The 16,943-nt window shown below is 69.1% G+C and carries 15 protein-coding genes; 7 read left to right on the plus strand and 8 right to left on the minus strand.

What is annotated here, in order from left to right; translation table 11 throughout:
• Positions 1-9: 9 nt before the first annotated feature.
• Together hutH and hutI are read right to left on the minus strand one after the other, a co-directional pair.
• Positions 10-1,551: a histidine ammonia-lyase gene (hutH, locus tag AB3X08_RS10320; protein WP_369938063.1), complete on the minus strand. Its 1,542-nt coding sequence runs from the start codon at positions 1,549-1,551 to the stop codon at positions 10-12.
• Positions 1,548-2,750, minus strand: coding sequence for an imidazolonepropionase (gene hutI / locus AB3X08_RS10325; protein ID WP_369938508.1), 1,203 nt, complete (start codon positions 2,748-2,750; stop codon positions 1,548-1,550). The genes hutH and hutI overlap by 4 nt, the downstream gene beginning before the upstream one ends.
• A gap of 87 nt (positions 2,751-2,837) precedes the next feature.
• Here hutI and AB3X08_RS10330 point away from each other — a divergent pair, with 87 nt between their 5' ends.
• From AB3X08_RS10330 to AB3X08_RS10340, 3 genes are all read left to right on the plus strand, one after another.
• A complete protein-coding gene (locus AB3X08_RS10330; RefSeq protein WP_369938510.1) occupies positions 2,838-4,211 on the plus strand; it encodes a formimidoylglutamate deiminase in 1,374 nt (457 codons plus the stop codon).
• Between the two features lie 34 nt (positions 4,212-4,245).
• On the plus strand, positions 4,246-4,977 hold the full coding sequence (gene hutC, locus AB3X08_RS10335; RefSeq protein WP_369938065.1) for a histidine utilization repressor: 732 nt from the start codon (positions 4,246-4,248) through the stop codon (positions 4,975-4,977).
• 172 nt (positions 4,978-5,149) lie between these two features.
• On the plus strand, positions 5,150-7,138 hold the full coding sequence (locus AB3X08_RS10340) for an SDR family oxidoreductase (RefSeq protein ID WP_369938067.1): 1,989 nt from the start codon (positions 5,150-5,152) through the stop codon (positions 7,136-7,138).
• A 260-nt stretch (positions 7,139-7,398) separates the two neighbouring features.
• Here the strand turns inward: AB3X08_RS10340 and AB3X08_RS10345 are convergent, their stop codons facing one another.
• The 3 genes from AB3X08_RS10345 to AB3X08_RS10355 all read right to left on the minus strand — a co-directional run bounded on the left by AB3X08_RS10345 (position 7,399) and on the right by AB3X08_RS10355 (position 10,580).
• A complete protein-coding gene (locus tag AB3X08_RS10345) occupies positions 7,399-8,388 on the minus strand; it encodes a restriction endonuclease (protein ID WP_369938069.1) in 990 nt (329 codons plus the stop codon).
• A gap of 201 nt (positions 8,389-8,589) precedes the next feature.
• Positions 8,590-9,222: a phasin family protein gene (locus AB3X08_RS10350; RefSeq protein WP_369938070.1), complete on the minus strand. Its 633-nt coding sequence runs from the start codon at positions 9,220-9,222 to the stop codon at positions 8,590-8,592.
• A gap of 83 nt (positions 9,223-9,305) precedes the next feature.
• Positions 9,306-10,580, minus strand: a complete 1,275-nt coding sequence (locus AB3X08_RS10355; RefSeq protein ID WP_369938072.1) for a patatin-like phospholipase family protein — start codon at positions 10,578-10,580, stop codon at positions 9,306-9,308.
• 87 nt (positions 10,581-10,667) lie between these two features.
• Between AB3X08_RS10355 and AB3X08_RS10360 the strand changes: the two genes are divergently transcribed.
• On the plus strand, positions 10,668-11,387 hold the full coding sequence (locus AB3X08_RS10360) for an FFLEELY motif protein (RefSeq protein ID WP_369938073.1): 720 nt from the start codon (positions 10,668-10,670) through the stop codon (positions 11,385-11,387).
• A gap of 154 nt (positions 11,388-11,541) precedes the next feature.
• On the opposite strand, the gene AB3X08_RS10365 is transcribed toward AB3X08_RS10360, so the two are convergent.
• Entirely contained in the window at positions 11,542-11,817 is a 276-nt protein-coding gene (locus AB3X08_RS10365; RefSeq protein WP_369938075.1) for a polyhydroxyalkanoic acid system family protein, read from the minus strand.
• Between the two features lie 119 nt (positions 11,818-11,936).
• Here AB3X08_RS10365 and AB3X08_RS10370 point away from each other — a divergent pair, with 119 nt between their 5' ends.
• Positions 11,937-12,734 carry an FHA domain-containing protein gene (locus AB3X08_RS10370; RefSeq protein WP_369938077.1) on the plus strand — a complete coding sequence of 266 codons (798 nt, stop codon included), beginning with the start codon at positions 11,937-11,939 and terminating at the stop codon, positions 12,732-12,734.
• Here the strand turns inward: AB3X08_RS10370 and msrQ are convergent.
• Positions 12,703-13,332, minus strand: a complete 630-nt coding sequence (msrQ, locus tag AB3X08_RS10375; protein ID WP_369938078.1) for a protein-methionine-sulfoxide reductase heme-binding subunit MsrQ — start codon at positions 13,330-13,332, stop codon at positions 12,703-12,705. The genes AB3X08_RS10370 and msrQ overlap by 32 nt on opposite strands.
• A 105-nt stretch (positions 13,333-13,437) precedes the next feature.
• Entirely contained in the window at positions 13,438-14,406 is a 969-nt protein-coding gene (gene msrP, locus AB3X08_RS10380; protein ID WP_369938080.1) for a protein-methionine-sulfoxide reductase catalytic subunit MsrP, read from the minus strand.
• 151 nt (positions 14,407-14,557) lie between these two features.
• Here msrP and serC point away from each other — a divergent pair, with 151 nt between their 5' ends.
• Positions 14,558-15,643 carry a 3-phosphoserine/phosphohydroxythreonine transaminase gene (serC, locus tag AB3X08_RS10385; protein ID WP_369938081.1) on the plus strand — a complete coding sequence of 362 codons (1,086 nt, stop codon included), beginning with the start codon at positions 14,558-14,560 and terminating at the stop codon, positions 15,641-15,643.
• A 97-nt stretch (positions 15,644-15,740) separates the two neighbouring features.
• The gene (gene pheA, locus AB3X08_RS10390; RefSeq protein WP_369938083.1) at positions 15,741-16,943 is read left to right on the plus strand and encodes a prephenate dehydratase; all 1,203 of its coding nucleotides are present in this window, start codon (positions 15,741-15,743) and stop codon (positions 16,941-16,943) included.

Genomic DNA, 16,943 nt, shown 5'->3' on the forward strand with positions numbered 1-16,943 from the left:
CTACAGGGATCATGATCCGGACGTCGCATCCGGGAGGGACACGTCCACCGCCTCCGCCAGCGCGCCATCGCGCACCAGCGCCGTGGCGGCCAGCATGTCCGGATGGAAATAGCGGTCGTCCTGCAGCGCCGGTACCTGCGCGCGCAGCAGGGCGCGTGCCGCTTCCAGCGCGGCGCTGGAGCTCAGCGGTGCATGGAAATCGCAGCCCTGCGCGGCGGCAAGCAATTCGATGCCGACCACGTTGGCCGCGTTCTCGGCCATCGCCAGCAGCCGCCGCGCGCCGTGCGCGGCCATCGAGACGTGGTCTTCCTGGTTGGCCGAGGTCGGAATCGAATCGACGCTGGCCGGGTAGGCACGCTGCTTGTTCTCCGACACCAGCGCCGCGGCGGTGACCTGCGGGATCATGAAACCCGAGTTCAACCCCGGCTTGGGGGTCAGGAACGCCGGCAATCCGGACAGCGCCGGATCCACCAGCATGGCGACGCGGCGCTCGCTGATCGAACCGATCTCGCACACCGCCAACGCCAGCATGTCGGCGGCGAAGGCCACCGGCTCGGCGTGGAAGTTGCCGCCGGACAGCGCCTCGCCGGTATCGCTGAACACCAGCGGATTGTCGGATACGCCGTTGGCTTCGATCGCCAGCGTGCTCGCGGCCTGGCGCATCACGTCCAGCGCCGCGCCCATCACCTGCGGCTGGCAGCGCAGGCAGTACGGATCCTGCACGCGCACGTCGTTGTCGCGATGCGAATCGCGGATCGCAGAACCCTGCATCAGCGCGCGCAGCGCCGCGGCGGTGGCGATCTGCCCGTGCTGGCCGCGCAGGGCGTGGATGCGCGGATCGAATGGGGTGTCCGAGCCTTTCGCCGCCTCGGTGGACAGCGCGCCGGCGACCAGGGCGGCATGGAACACGCGCTCGATCTCGAACAGCCCTGCCAACGCGTAGGCGGTGGAAAACTGGGTGCCGTTGAGCAGCGCCAGGCCTTCCTTGGCGCCCAGCGCCAGCGGCTGCAGCCCGGCCTGCGCCAGAGCCTGCGCGGCCGGCATGCGCTTGCCGCCGACGAAGGCCTCGCCGACGCCGATCATCACCGTGGCCAGGTGCGCCAGCGGCGCCAGGTCGCCGGAGGCGCCGACCGAGCCCTGGCACGGCACCACCGGGATTACGTCATGGCGCAACAGCGCTTCCAGCAGCGCCAGCGTGGCCGGTCGCACGCCGGAGGCGCCCTGCGCCAGGCTGGCCAGCTTCAGCGCCAGCATCAGCCGCACCACCGGCAGCGGCATCGGCGCGCCGACTCCGGCCGCATGCGACAGCACGATATTGCGCTGCAAGGCGTCCAGGTCCTCGCGCTCGATGCGCACGCTGGCCAGCTTGCCGAAACCGGTATTGATGCCATACACCGGCGCGCCCTTGGCGACGATCGCTTCCACCGTCTGCGCGCTGCGCAGCACCGTCTCGGCGCAGCCGGCATCCAGACGCACGCTGGCGCCGCGGTACACGGCGCGCCATTGCGCCAGGCTCACTGCGCCCGGGCGCAGCACGATCTCGTTGCTCATTGTCCCCTCCAGATGCGCGCATGCAGCGGGTTGAAGCCCATGCGGTAGACCAGTTCGGCCGGTTGTTCGATGTCCCAGATCGCCAGGTCGCACTGCAGTCCGGCGCGCAGTCGGCCGACCTGGTCCTGGCGTGCGAGCGCGCGTGCCGCCTCGCGGGTGAAGCCGGCAATGCATTCGGCCACGCTCATGCGGAACAGCGTCGCCGCCAGGTTCATCGCCAGCAGCGGGCTGGTCAGCGGCGAGGTGCCGGGATTGCAGTCGGTGGCCAGCGCGCGCGGCACGCCGGCGGCGCGCAGTGCGGCGATCGGCGGCAGCTGCGTGTCGCGGGTGAAGTAGAACGCGCCGGGCAGCAGCACCGCCACGGTGCCGGCCGCGGCCATCGCCGCGATGCCGGCGTCGTCGAGGTATTCCACGTGGTCGGCCGAACGCGCGCCGTAGCGCGCCGCCAGCGCCGCGCCGCCCTGGTTGGACAACTGCTCGGCATGGATCTTCAGCGCCAGGCTGTGGCGTTGCGCGGCCTGGAACACCTGCTCGGTCTGCGCCGGGGTGAAGGCCAGATGCTCGCAGAACACGTCCACCGCCTCGGCCAGGCCTTGCGCGGCGACGGCAGGGATCATCCGCTCGCAGACCTCGTCGATGTAAGCCTGCGCCTCGGCACCGGGCGGCACCGCGTGCGCGCCGAGGAAGGTCGGCGATACCGCGACCGGACGCACTTCGCCCAGGCGCCGCGCCACGCGCAGCATGCGCAGTTCGTCGTCCAGGGTCAGCCCGTAGCCGGACTTGATCTCCACCGTGGTCACGCCTTCGGCGAGCAGCGCATCCAGCCGCGGCAGGCTCGCGGCAAGCAGCGCGGCGTCGTCGGCGGCACGGGTGGCGCGCACGGTGGAAACGATGCCGCCGCCGGCGCGGGCGATGTCGGCGTAGCTGGCGCCGAGCAGGCGCTGCTCGAACTCGCCGGCGCGGTTGCCGGCGTAGACCAGGTGGGTATGGCAGTCGATCAGGCCCGGACCGATCCAGCGCCCGCCACAGTCCACGCTGTGCTGCGCGGACAAGGGTTCCGGCAACCGCGCCGCGGCGCCTGCATAGACAATGCGTCCGTCGCGGCAGGCGACCACGCCGTCGCGGACCAGGCCCAGTCCGCCGTCGTCGGCGTCCAGGGTCATCAGGTGCGCGTTGTGCCAGAGCGTGTCGCAGGGCATGGTCACGGGCGGGCTCGTCGGTTATTTTGTATATACAATATTGTGGTCGACGGAGGGTGTCCAGTGCAGACCCTGGCGCAGCAACAGGTGGGCGGGAACGAGCAGGCGAGCGCTTTCTGGTGCGCACAGGCGCTGCTGCCGGACGGCTGGGCACGCGACGTGCGGATCGAGGTGCGCGGCGGGCGCGTCGCCACGGTGCAGTCCGGCGTGGCCGCGGCGTCGGGCGACCGCACGCTGGCGATCGCCGTGCCCGGGCTGGGCAACCTGCACAGCCACGCCTTCCAGCGCGGCATGGCCGGGCTGACCGAGGTCGGCGGCCGCAGCGGCGACAGTTTCTGGAGCTGGCGCGAGCTGATGTACCGCTTCGTGCAGCGGCTGGATCCGGACAGCATGCAGGCGATCGCCGAACAGGCGTATGTGGAAATGCTCGAAGCCGGCTTCACCCGCGTCGGCGAATTCCATTACCTGCACCACGCCGCCGATGGCCGGCCGTATGCCGATCGCGCGGAAATGGCGCAGCGTCTGGCCGCCGCGGCGCGGACCAGCGGCATCGGCCTGACCCTGCTGCCGGTGTTCTACGCGCATGCCGATTTCGGCGGCGCCGCGCCGAACCCGGCGCAGCGGCGGCTGATCCACGACCTGGACGGCTACGCCGACCTGCTCGACGGCAGCCGCCGCGCGTTGCGCGGCCTCGACGACGCGGTGCTGGGCATCGCTCCGCACAGCCTGCGCGCGGTGACTCCGGACGAGTTGGCCGGTCTGCTGCCGCTGTGCGACGGGCCGGTGCATATCCACATCGCCGAGCAGACCCGCGAGGTCGAGGCCTGCCTGGCCTGGAGCGGGCAGCGGCCGGTGCAGTGGCTGCTCGCGCATGCGCCGGTGGACGCACGCTGGTGCCTGGTCCATGCCACCCATGTCGAAGCCGGGGAAGTGCAGGCCATCGCCGCCAGCGGCGCGGTGGTCGGCCTGTGCCCGATCACCGAGGCCAATCTTGGCGACGGGCTGTTCCCGATGCGCGCATTCGTCGAGGCCGGCGGGCGTTTCGGCGTCGGCTCCGACTCCAACGTGCTGATCGACGCGGCCGAGGAACTGCGCCTGCTCGAATACGGCCAGCGCCTGCAGCTGCGCGGGCGCAACGTGCTCGCCGGCGACGCCGCGCAGTCCAGCGGCCGTTTCCTGTTTCAGTCCGCTGCGCACGGCGCGGCGCAGGCGCTGGGCGTGACACAGGGCCTGCAGATGGGCGCGCCGGCCGATCTGGTCGAACTGGATCCCGCGCATCCGGCGCTGTGCGCGCGCAGCGGCGATGCCTGGCTGGACAGCTGGATCTTCGCCGCGCGGCGCGGCGCGGTGCGTTCGGTCTGGCGCAACGGCCGCGAACTGGTGCGCGATGGCCGCCATCATCGCCGCGATGCGGTCGCCGCAGCCTATACGCAAGCGCTGACCGCGCTGCTGGACGCGTGATGTCGCGTCGTCAGACCGCCGTGCAGGAGCGCCGATGAGCCAGTCCCCGCGCGCGGCGACGCTCAACCACCGCATCCGCAGCGACATCGAAGGCCGCATCCGCAGCGGCGAATGGCCGCCCGGCCATCGTATTCCGTTCGAGCACGAACTGATGGCGCACTACGCCTGTTCGCGAATGACGGTCAACAAGGTGCTGGCGATGCTGGCCGACGCCGGCATGATCGAGCGCCGGCGCCGCGCCGGTTCGTTCGTGGCGCGGCCGCATCCGCACATGGAACAGGTGGCGCTGGAGATTCCCGACATTCCGGTCGAGGTCGCCGCGCGCGGCCATGCCTATCGTTTCGAACTGCTCGAACGCTGCCAGCGTGCGCCGCATGCCGCGCTGCCGCAGGAGGCCGACGTGGCTGCCGCCGGCACGCTGCTGTCGCTGCACTGCCTGCACTACGCCGACGGGCGCCCGTTCGCGCTGGAGGAGCGGGTGATCAATCCGGTGGCGGTGCCGGAAGCGCTGCAGATGGATTTCGCGGTCGTCGTGCCCGGCAGCTGGCTGCTGCAGCACGTGCCGTGGACCCGCGCCGAACATCGCATCAGCGCGGTCGGCGCCAGCTCCGCGCAGGCGACGCGGCTGCGGGTGGCGGCCGGCACCGCCTGCCTGCTGATCGACCGCCAGACCTGGCGCGGCGAACAGGCGGTGACCTTCGTGCGCCAGGTGTTTCTCGGCGACACCTACGACCTGGTCGCGCGGTTCTCGCCGGGCACGCGTTGAGCGCCGCACTGCAGGGAAACACGCTGTAGCGCGCGCCGCCGATGCTGCGTTGCCGCACGCTGCGCGCAGGCGCCATACCGCGGCGTGCGTTTGTCCTACCTGCCGCTCTCTGGCAAGTTAGCGCCCAGGACGGGGCGAGGGGCCGCGGCCGCAGCACGAGGGATGGTTCGGCATGACGTATTTCGTTACGGGCGCCACCGGTTTCATCGGCCGTTATCTGATGGCCAACCTGATGCGGCGCAAAGGCCTCATCCACGTCCTGGTCCGCAAGGAGTCGCAACGCAAATTCGATGCGCTGGTGCGCGAGCAGGGCTGGGACGCCAAGCGCCTGGTCGTGCTGCACGGCGATGTCGGCGCCGACTGTTGCGGCCTGGACCAGGCGCAGCGCAAGGCGCTGCACGGCAAGGTCAAGCACTTCTTCCATCTGGCCGCGTTGTACGACCTCACTGCCAAGGCCGAGGCGCAGCGCGTGGCCAATCTCGACGGCACCCGCAACGCGCTGGAGCTGGCGGCGCAACTTGGCGCCGGCGTCTTCCACCACACCAGTTCGATCGCGGTGGCCGGGCTGTACCCGGGCATCTTCCGCGAGGACATGTTCGAAGAGGCCGAAGGCCTGGACGACCCGTACCTGCGCACCAAGCACGATGCCGAAGCGCTGGTGCGCGCGGAAACCCGGATCAAGTGGCGCATCTACCGCCCCGGCATGGTGGTCGGCGATTCGCGCACCGGCGCGATCGACAAGATCGACGGGCCGTACTACTTCTTCCCGCTGATCAAGAAGCTGCGCCAGCTGCTGCCGCCCTGGGCGCCGATGCTGGGCATCGAAGGCGGGCGCATCAACCTGGTGCCGGTGGATTTCGTCGCCGATGCGATGGACCACATCGCGCACAAGCCCAAGCTCGACGGCCACACCTTCCACCTCACCGACCCGGAGCCGTTGCGCGTGGGCGAGGTGCTCAACACCTTCTGCCGCGCCGGCCACGCGCCGGAAATGACCCTGCGGGTCGATGCGCGGATGTTCGCGTTCGTGCCGTCCGGCATCCGCGCTGCGGTCGGCGGGCTGCCGCCGATCCGCCGCTTCACCGGCATGCTGCTGCGCGATTTCCGCATCCCGCGCGAAGTGCTGAAGTTCATCACCTATCCCACGCGCTTCGACAGCCGCGAGACCGAGCGCGCGCTGAAGGGCAGCGGCATCGCCGTGCCGCGGCTGGAAGACTACGCCTGGCGCCTGTGGGACCACTGGGAACGGCACCTGGATCCGGACCTGTTCGTCGACCGCACGCTGAAAGGCAAGGTGCGCGGCAAGGTGGTGCTGATCACCGGCGGTTCCTCGGGCATCGGCCTGGCCACCGCGCAGCGCGTGGCCGAAGCCGGCGCCACCACCATCATCGTCGCCCGCGGCGAGCAGGAGCTGTTCGCTGCGCGCGATGCGATGAACGCCAAGGGCGGCAAGGTGTTCGCCTATACCGCCGACCTGTCCGACCTGGCCGGCTGCGACGCGCTGCTCAAGACCGTGCTCGAAACGCACGGCCACGTCGACGTGCTGATCAACAACGCCGGCCGCTCGATCCGCCGCTCGATCGAACTCAGCTACGACCGTTTCCACGATTTCGAGCGCACCATGCAGCTGAACTACTTCGGCAGCCTGCGCCTGATCATGGGCGTGCTGCCGGGCATGACCGGGCGGCGCAAGGGCCACATCATCAACGTCAGCTCGATCGGGGTGCTGGCCAATTCGCCGCGTTTCTCCGCCTACGTGGCGTCGAAGGCGGCGCTGGACGCATGGAGCCGCTGCGCGCAGGGCGAGCTGTCCGGCAAGGGCATCAGCTTCACCACGGTCAACATGCCGCTGGTGAAGACGCCGATGATCGCGCCGACCAAGATGTACGACAGCGTGCCGACGCTGAGCGTGGAGGAGGCCGCCGACCTGATGGTCAAGGCGATCATCGAGCGACCGAGCCGGGTGGCGACGCGGCTGGGCATCTTCGCCGCACTGGTCAACGCGGTGGCGCCGAAGGCCTACGAGCTGGTGATGAACACCGCCTTCGAACTGTTCCCGGATTCGGCCGCGGCCAAGGGCGACCGCAAGGCGCTACGCGAGGCAAAACCCAGCCAGGAACAGATCGCGTTCGCGGCGTTGATGCGTGGCGTGCATTGGTGAGGAGCCGGGATTGGGAATTCGGGATTGGGGATTCGCAAGAGCGTTAGCTTCTGCGAGTCCATCGTTCCGCTGCTTGCGTCCGGCACGGCAAAGTCGCTTTTACCAATCCCGAATCCCGGCTCAATGTGAGCGGGGATTGGGGATTCGGGATTGGGGATTCGCAAGAGCGTTAGCTCCTGCGAGCCCGTCGTCCCGCCGCTTGCGTCCGGCGCGGCAAATCCGCTTTTACCAATCCCGAATCTCCAATCCCCAATCCCGGCTCAAAACGTCCTACATTGCCGCCAGCGCACCGGCTCGTCGTGGTCGGGGCGCGGGTTGAGCTGGATGCGGACGGTGCGCAGCGAGGGATAGCGCTCCACTTCCTTGCAGATGCGCGGCCACACCTGCGCATCGTCGCCGCTGCGATCGATCACCAGCGTCATCTGGGTCTGCCAGATGCCGCGGATCACCCCGGGCGTCTTGGCCAGGGCCTTGGACACCGACTGGCGGTAGTCGGCCTCGGTGGCGGCGTCGGGTGCTGCGCTGACCGGTTCGGCGTCGGCTTCCGCCACGGTTGCCGGCGCTGTCGCGGCGGCGGGCGGTGCGGCTGCCGGCATGGGGTGCGCAGGAGACGCGGCAGGGAGCGCCGCGACGGAGGCCGCGTCGGCGCTGCGCTGCTGCAGCGCCAGCCCGCCCAGTCCCACCAGCAGGCCCAGGGTCACCGCGGCCAGTGCGGCGATCGCGATATGCCGCTGCGCACGCCGCCGGCTGGCGCCGATCACGCCGTCCTCCAGTTCGCTGGGCAGGTAGCGCTTGAGCATCGGCCAGATGCGGCGGCCATCGAGGATCTCCACCGACTGCTTGTCGGCCGCGGCGATGCCGTCGCGCTGCACCTTGCCCTCGGTGACCAGGATGCCGCCCTGCGCGCCCATCAGCCGCGCCGCCGCGCCCAGTTCGTTGACCGCGGCCGAGCCGATTCGGTAGGCGCGGCCGTGCTTGCACGACAACAGCCAGCGCCCGTCGCCGCGGGTCATCACGAAATCGCTCTGCGGTTCCTGCGAAGCGTCCTCGTCGGCCACCGCGTCGTGCAGGTCGCGTTGCTCGCGCATCGCGCGCCGCACCATGTGCGAGAAATCGCGCCAGTGCAGTCCGGCCAGGGCATGCAGCCCGGCGGTGGTCTCGTTCTCGCGGCGCCGAACCACCCACAGGTAGAGCGTGGCAGCGAGCCATGCTCCCACTGCCAAGACCGTTGCCACTATCCAGGAAAACATGCTCGCACCCGCGGAACGCTATTCGATGACGCCAGTTTATCGCCAGCGTGTCACAGCGCCGGCAAGGCGACAGCGGGGAACGGCGGATAGGAGAAGACCCGCCAGTCCGAAGCCGAGAGGGGAGGGGAGCAAACGGTCTTCAGATGGACTGGCGGGTCCGTCCCGATTGTCGGAAAAAAACTGCTGCTTTGCAACAAAACCTCAATCCGCCGCTGCCGGCGCCGCTGCGCGCTTGCGGCTGGCGCGTTTCGGCGCGGGCGCGGCGCTGGCCACGACCGGACCGGCACGGCGGCGCGCCGGCGCCGCCTGCTTGGCCGGGCGGGATTTGGGTGCGGCGGTCTTTGCCGCCTTCTTGGCTGCCGGCGCCTTGGCCGGCGCCTGGCGTGCGCGGCGGCCGCTGCCGAGGTTGCGCAGTTCGGCGTTCAAAGCGTCTACGCGATCGACCAAGGTGCCGAGGTCTTCGCGGCTGGGCACTTCCAATCTGCGCAACGCGCGTTGCACCCGGTCCTCGAACACCTTCTCCAACCGGTCCCAGGTATCGGCGGCGCGTTCGCGCGCCTGGCCGACCCGGTTCTCCACCACGTCGCGCACCGCATCCACGCCGCCGCCGGCCAGCTTGCGCGTGCTCTGTTCCAGGGTCAGGCCTTCCTTGACCAGGGTTTCGAACAGCTTGCCGCCTTCGGCCTGGGCGCGGCCGAACGCGCCGACCCCGGCCAGCCACACCTGCTGCGCGGATTCGCCCAGGCGCTTGGACGGCTTTTCCGCCTGCGCCTGCAGGCCCTCGTCGGCGGCGGCAGTCTTCTTCTTGCGTGCGGATTTCTTCAGGGTGGCCATGACGGTGCGGTTCCTTCGGCGGTTGGGTGGCTGGATTCGAGACTCACGGCGTTGGTTAGAGTAATCACACCAACGGCGGCGTCTCAGTCGGCGGAAAGCGGCGGTGCGCGCCGCGTGCGGCGGGTGGCGCGGCGCCGGGCGATGACTTGGTCGACGTCGTCGAGCGCGCGACGCAGGCGCGCGGTGGTTTCGGTGGTGCGCCCTGGCTGCACGTCCACGCCGTCGAGGAAGGTGCGTTGGCGATCGTTGAGGATGTCGTGGCGCAGCGCGATGCCGTGCGCGGCCAGCATCGGCTCCAGCACGTCGGCATTGCGGCGCAGGTCGGCGAGCGTGTTGCGATAGGCCAGCTGGCACACGCGGTGGCGTGCGGCATAGCTGAAAAGATTGGTGAAGAACAGTTCGCTGTTGTCGGCGTTGGGCTCGAACACCAACTGGTCCACCCGCGGATACTGCCGCGCGTATTTCTCCAGCCCGACCTGCATGCGCGATTGCAGCAGGGTGCGGAAGGTCTGCGACAGCACCGCCGGCAGGCCGCCGTTGAGCAGCCGCGCACGGTCGATCTGGCCATTGCGGCGCGGCGCGTGGGTGGCGTCGTAGGGCACCAGCGGGTTGATCCCGATCATCAGGTCGATGCCGCGCTCCAGCAGGGTGGAAGCGTGCATCGTGCGCCGCAGCGCGCCGTCGACGTAGTGGCGGCCGCCGATCTCCACTGGCGGATACAGCCCCGGCAGCGCGGCACTGGCCTGCACCGCCAGCGAGATCGGCACCTGGTCCATGCCGGATTCGCCGAAACGCACGGCGCGGCCGCTGTCCAGATCCACCGCGACCACGAACAGATCGGTGTCCAGGGCGCGAAAGTCGTTGCTGCGGCCGCGCCGGCTGAACACGTCCTGCATGAAGCGCTCGACTCCGGCGTTGTCGAACAGGCCGCTGGGCACCAGCCCGCCGAAGCGGGTGATCAGGTCCGACCAGCGGGTCTTGCGCGGCTCGGTCAGCAGGTCGTGCCACCAGCCGTAGGCGAGCTTGGGCAGGGTCGCGGCGCGGCGCAGGTATTCGTAGACGTTGGGGCGCAGGAAATCCTCGGGCCGGAAGTGCGCATCGTCGCTGTTGCCGGTGACGAAGATCCGGCAGATCTCGGCGCTGCTGATGCGATTGGCGAGGCCGGCGGTCAGAAACGCGCCAGAGCTGACGCCGACGTAGCAATCCAGCCGGGTCAGGTCGAGCCCATCCAGGGCTTCGTCCAGCGCGCGCAGCGCGCCGAGTCCGTACATGCCGCCGATCGGGCCGCCGCCGGCGATGGCCAGGCCGATACGGCCGTGGGAACGGGGGCGTGGCGAGGCGCTGTGGAGGGAAAGCATGCGCGGTCCGCGAAGGGCGTTGGCCGGAGTGTAGCCGAGCGGCATGATGCTTGCGGTCACGCGCGACGACCAGCATCATCGGCGCTCATGGCGCGCAGCAATCCCGTCCTGGAACGACTCGGCCGCCGTCTGGCGTGGCATCAGGCCGTGCACGATCCGGTGCACGAGCCGCGCAATGCGCTGCGCTGGCTGCAGGAACTGCGGCGCTGGCAGACGCAGCGGCTGGAGCGCAGCTTCGAGCACTTTCTGGAGGACCCGCAGCGGCGCCCGGCGGCGATGTTCTTCCTCACCGACGTTTATGGCGACCGCGATTTCAGCCGGCGCGATGCCGACATCGTCAAGGTGCTGCCGATGATGCAGCGGCTGATGCCGGCCACGCTGCTGGACACCGTCGCCGACGGCATCGAGCTGGGCGTGCTGACCCACGCGCTGGACCTGCGCATGGCCGAGGCGCTGCAGGCGCTGGCGCCGCGCCGCAAGCGCCTGGACGACGAGCTGTACGCCGAGGCATACCGGCGCACCGGGTTGCGCCGCCTGCGCCTGCATCAGATCGACCTGATCGCCAGCGTGGGCCTGGGCCTGGCCGCCGCGGTGCACACCCCGGGCGTGCGCATGCTGCTGCGCTTTGCACGCGGCCCGGCCAAGGCGGCGGGATTGTCGGAACTGCAGGGGTTCCTGGAACGCGGTTTCGACGCGTTTTCCAAGCTTGGCGATGCCAAAGGTTTCATTGGCGATATCGAGACCACGGAGCGCCAGGTCTCGCGGCGCCTGTTTGCGGGACACCCGGAGCCGTTCGCTTTCGACTGAGTGGGCGGGACCATGGCCCCCTTTTCGGGGGGAAGGTGCCCCGAGGGGCGGATGAGGGCACAAGCGAAGCCTCGTGCACCCAAACTCCGCGAGACGCTTTCGCGCCGCACCCTCACCCCAACCCCTCTCCCGGTGGGAGAGGGGCTTTTGCTGCTCAGCCTAGCTTTTCCGCCAGCACGCGGCGGATCTCGCTTTCCACCGTGCCCTTCAGCGCCGACAGCAGGAACCCCAGCTCGGCGGTGACATGCACCTGCTTGGGCAGCAGTTCGATGCGGCCGTCCACGCCGGAGCGCGAGAACAGCAGCGCGTCGCCCTCCCAGCGCGATTCCAGGTCGAAACGTTCGGACAGCTTCTTGGCGGCGTCTTCGATCGCCTTGCGCGCCTGTGCGGGGGTCTTGCCGTGGTCGTGGCGAATGTCGATGCTGGACATGCTGGCTCCTGTGCGGGCATGCGGCCCGCGGAAAAGATCAGGCATTGTGCGTGTGCGCGGAGTGTTGTCCAGCGGTGGCGCGCTTCTTCAAGCGCGGGCAACCTGCTAGGCTCCCCGCCGTGCCCGACCTGCAAGTCCATTTCAGCAACCGCCAGCAACCCGACCGGCCCCTGCGCGCGGGCGTGCACCGCATCGTGCGGCAGGCGTCCGGGCATGTGCGCGTGGTCGACGACACCCAGGGCGCGCTGCTGCTGGCGCAGTTCTGCCTGGACCGGCGCGGCCTATGGCTGCAGGTGGCCAATGGCGCCCGCGGCATCCACGTGAACGGGCGGCCGGTGCGGCGCATGGCGCTGTTGCGCGCCGGCGACGCGGTCTATGCCGACGGCGTGGAAATGGTGGTGTGCGGCGTATGCGAGCCGCTGCAGCGCCTGCCCGATGCGGCGGAAGGCGAAGGCGACGATCCGCGGCTGGTGCTGCGCGGGGTCGGTGGCCAGCACCATGGCCGCAGCTACACCCTGGACCGGGTGCGCAGCATCGGCCGCCTGCGCGACTGCGACATCTGCATCGACGATCCGGCCTTCGCCGAGCGCCATGCGCGCCTGGAGCGCCATGGCGACCGCGTGCTGCTGCGCGGGCTGGGCGACGCGCAGACCCAGGTCAACGGCCATGCGGTACGCGATTGCTGGCTGCAGCCGGGCGATCAGCTGGTGTTCGACACGCAGCACCGCTTCGTGCTGGAAGTGCCGCAGGCCGCACCCGGCGAGCCGCTCAAACACGATCCGGCGAGCGCCCCGCTGGCCGCCGCAGCGGAGCCCGCGCCACGCCCGGCCACCGCGTTGCGCTGGCCATGGCTGCTGCTCAGCGCCTTGCTGCTGGCGGCCGCGCTCAGCGGGCTACTGTGGTTCGGCGCGCGCTGAGCGCCCGCCAGCCGCGCCAGCCCAGCAGCAACGCCAGGATCGCCGCGTACAGCAGCGGCTCGCGGATGTCCGATTTCACCAGCCACCAGAAGTGCAGCACCGCCAGCACGCCGATCGCGTAAATCGCCTTGTGCAGCTTGCCCCAGTTGCGCTTGAGCCGGCGCATCCAGCCCTGGGTGGAGGTGATCGCCAGCGGGATCAGCAGCAGCCAGGCGACGAAACCGACGGTGATGTAGGGACGCTTGACGATGTCCTCGAAGATCTGCGTCCAGTAGCCGCGCAGGTCCAGGCCCAGATACACGCCAAGGTGCACGCAGGCGTAGAAGAACGCATACAGCCCGAGCATGCGCCGGAACCGCAGCAGTACCGATTGCCCGCTCAGCTGCCGCAGCGGCGTGATCGCCAGCGTGAGCAACAGCAGGCGCAACGCCCACAGCCCGGTGCGGTGTTCGATCTCGGCCACCGGATCGGCGCCGAGCGCATCGCTGCCGCTCTGCCACACCTGCCAGAACTGCCAGCCCAGATAGGCCAATGGCGCCAGCGCGAGCGCATGCAGCAGCGTCTTGGCCGCGATCAACGAAGCGGATGTCTTAGCCATGCGGTCTCAGCAAGTCGGCGGCGGCGAGGCAGATCGGACGCGAGCGCGACGGCCTCACAGCCGCCGCGCGCTTCCAATCCCCAATCCCGAATCCCCAATCCCGGCTCAATACCATTTCTTCAGATCCATCCCCGCATACATCCCCGCCACCTGCTCGGCATAGCCGTTGAACGGGCGGGTCGGGATGCGTTCGGCGAACAGCTTGCTGGCCTTGCCGGCGATGCGGCGTTCGGTCTTCTGGCTCCAGCGCGGATGGTCCACCGCCGGATTGACGTTGGAGAAGAAGCCGTATTCGGAGGCCTGCAACTCGTGCCAGGCGGTCTCGGGCATGCGCTCGACGAAGCGGATCTCCACGATCGACTTGATGCTCTTGAAGCCGTATTTCCACGGCACCACCAGCCGCAGCGGCGCGCCGTTCTGCTGCGGCAGCGGCTTGCCGTACAGGCCGGTGGCGAGCAGGGTCAGCGGGTTCATCGCCTCGTCGATGCGCAGGCCTTCCTTGTATGGCCAGTCGATCGAGCGGTAACGGATGCCAGGCATCTGCTGCGGATCGGCCAGCGTGGTGAACGCCACGTACTTGGCCTTGGCGGTCGGTGCGAAGCGCTTGAGCACAGCGGCCAGCGGCACGCCCAGCCACGGAATCACCATCGACCAGCCCTCGACGCAGCGCAGCCGGTAGATTCGCTCTTCCGGGGTGTTGCCCTTGAGCAGGTCGTCCAGCGCCAGCGTGCCGGGCTTTTCGCATTCGCCGGAGACCTTTACCGACCACGGCGCGGTACGCAGGGTCTTGGCCGCCTTCGACGGATCGGTCTTGTCGGTCCCGAACTCGTAGAAGTTGTTGTAGCTGGTCACGTCCTCGTAGCGGGTCAGTTCTTCGCTGGTACGAAAGCCGCTGCGCGCCTGTTCCGGCGTCACCACGGCCTTCGGCGGTGCCGGCGGCTCGGCCTCGGCGCAGCCGACCAGGCTTATCGCCGGCGCCAGCGCCAGGGCCTGCAGCAGGCGCCGCCGGTCGCGGTAGACCGCCTCGTCGGTGATCTCGCGGCTGGGGATGTTGAGCGCATCGCGCAATGACATGGCTGACTCCTGGAGGGGAAGGGCGACCGCTGGTGACTTCTGCTAAAGACTACGCTTGCGCCGGGCCAATGGATGCAAATGCAACCTAAATTGCCCGGGCCGCAAGCTGGTGCGCTGCGGCATACTAGGCGTCCTGTCCGATAGGTGCCCCATGACACGCGCGTTCAATTTCAGTGCCGGCCCCGCTGCATTGCCGGAATCGGTCCTGCGCCAGGCGCAGGCGGAGATGTTGGAGTGGAACGGCGTGGGTGCCTCGATCGTGGAATTGAGCCACCGCGGCGCCGAGTTCATGGCGGTGGCGGCCGAGGCCGAGGCCGACCTGCGCCGCCTGATCGGCATCTCCGACGACTACGCGGTGCTGTTCCTGTCCGGCGGCGCCACCACCCAGCAGGCGCTGCTGGCGCTGAATTTCGCCGCGCCCGGGCAGACCGTGGACTACGTGGTGACCGGGCACTGGGGCAAGACGGCGATCAAGCAGGTCACCCCGTACGCCAGCGTGCATGTCGCCGCCAGCAGCGAGGCCGGCGGCTTCCATGACATCCCGCCACGCGCGAGCTGGCAGCTCAGCGCCGATGCCGCCTACGTGCACATCACCGCCAACGAGACCATCCACGGCGTGGAATTCCGCGACGCGCCGGACGTGGGCGAGCTGCCGCTGTTCGCCGACTTCAGTTCCAGCATCGCCGCCGAGCCGATCGACGTGTCCAAGTACGCGGTGATCTACGCCGGCGCGCAGAAGAACCTGGGGCCGGTCGGGGTGGCGGTGGTCATCATCCGCAAGGACCTGTTGCAACGCAGCGGCCAGCCGCGCGCCGACATCTTCGACTACCGCTCGCATGCCGCGCGCGATTCCATGCTCAACACGCCGCCGACCTGGAACTGGTACCTGGCCGGGCTGGTGTTCAAGTGGATGCTGGCCGAGGGCGGGGTGGAGGAGTTCGCGCGCCGCAACCAGGCCAAGTCGGCGCTGGTCTATGCGGCGATCGACGGCTCCGGCCGCTTCTACCGCAACGACGTGGTGGCCGATGCGCGCTCGCGGATGAACATCCCGTTCTTTCTGCCGGACGACACGCTCACCGCGCGCTTCGTCGCCGAATCCAAGGCCGCCGGATTGCTGGCGCTGAAGGGCCACAAGGCGGTCGGCGGCATCCGCGCCTCGCTGTACAACGCGATGCCGGTGGCCGGAGCGCAAGCGCTGGTGGACTTCATGCGCGACTTCCAGCAACGCAACGGCTGAGCCGTCCCCACTGTAGGAGCGGCTCAAGGTGGCCTCGGGCCATCAGCCGCGACCGGATGCCTCATGGGCGCTCCGGAACATCGAGGAACCACGATCCATGGCCGCAAAGCCGAACAAATCCCGCAGCGCCGACGCCGAATCGAGCAAGCCTGGCAAGGTGACCAAGCCGACCAGGCCGGGCAAGCCGACATCGACGGCCGTCGCCAAGCCTTCCGCTGCAGCGCCGGCGCTGGCCGACGTGCGCGCCAAGATCGACGAGATCGACCGCACCATCCAGGCGCTGATCGCCGAGCGCGCGCAGTTCGCCCACCAGGTCGGCAAGGCCAAGGGCAAGCTCGCCGCGGCGGTGGACTATTACCGCCCCGAGCGCGAGGCGCAGGTGCTGCGCATGGTGGTGGACCGCAACCAGGGGCCGCTCAGCGACGAAGTGCTGGTGCATGTGTTTCGCGAGATCATGTCCGCGTGCCTGGCGCAGCAAGAGCCGCTGAAGATCGGCTATCTCGGCCCGGAAGGCACCTTCAGCCAGCAGGCGGTGCTCAAGCATTTCGGCCGCTCGGCGGTGGGCCTGCCGATGGCGACGATCGAGGAAGTGTTCCAGGAAGTGGAGAGCGGCAACGCCGATTTCGGCGTGGTGCCGGTCGAGAATTCCGGGCAGGGCACGATCCAGGTCACGCTCGACATGTTCCTGACCTCGAATCTGAAGATCTGCGGCGAGACCGAGCTGCGCGTGCACCAGTATCTGCTGTCGCGCACCGGCCGGCTCGATGCGATCGAGCGCATCTATGCGCATCCGCAGTCGTTCGCGCAGACCGCCGGCTGGTTGCGCGCGCATCTGCCGAAGGTGGAGAAGATCCCGGTGTCGAGCAATGCCGAAGGCGCGCGGCGCGCGCGCAATGCGGAGGATGCGGCGGCGATCGGCGGGGAGAGTGCGGCGCATGTGTATGCGCTGAAGAAGGTGATCATGAAGTCGATCGAGGACGACGACGACAACACGACGCGCTTCCTGGTGATCGGCCGGCAGATCTTTCCGCCGTCGGGGCACGATCGTACGTCGGTGTTGGTGTTCATCCACGACAAGCCGGGCGCGCTGTTCGATGTGCTCAGTCCGTTCGCGCGGCATGGGATCAGCATGAACCGGATCGAGTCGCGGCCGTCGCATCAGGCGAAGTGGGAGTACGGGTTCTTCATCGATCTGGCCGGGCATGTGGAGGATGAGGCGATGAAGCAGGCGCTGGCGGAATTGAAGGCGCATTCGGCGCAGATCAAGGTGTTGGGGTCTTATCCGGTGGCGGTGCCTTGA

Origin of the sequence: Xanthomonas sp. DAR 34887, assembly GCF_041245805.1 — a bacterium.
Taxonomy (GTDB): domain Bacteria; phylum Pseudomonadota; class Gammaproteobacteria; order Xanthomonadales; family Xanthomonadaceae; genus Xanthomonas_A; species Xanthomonas_A tesorieronis.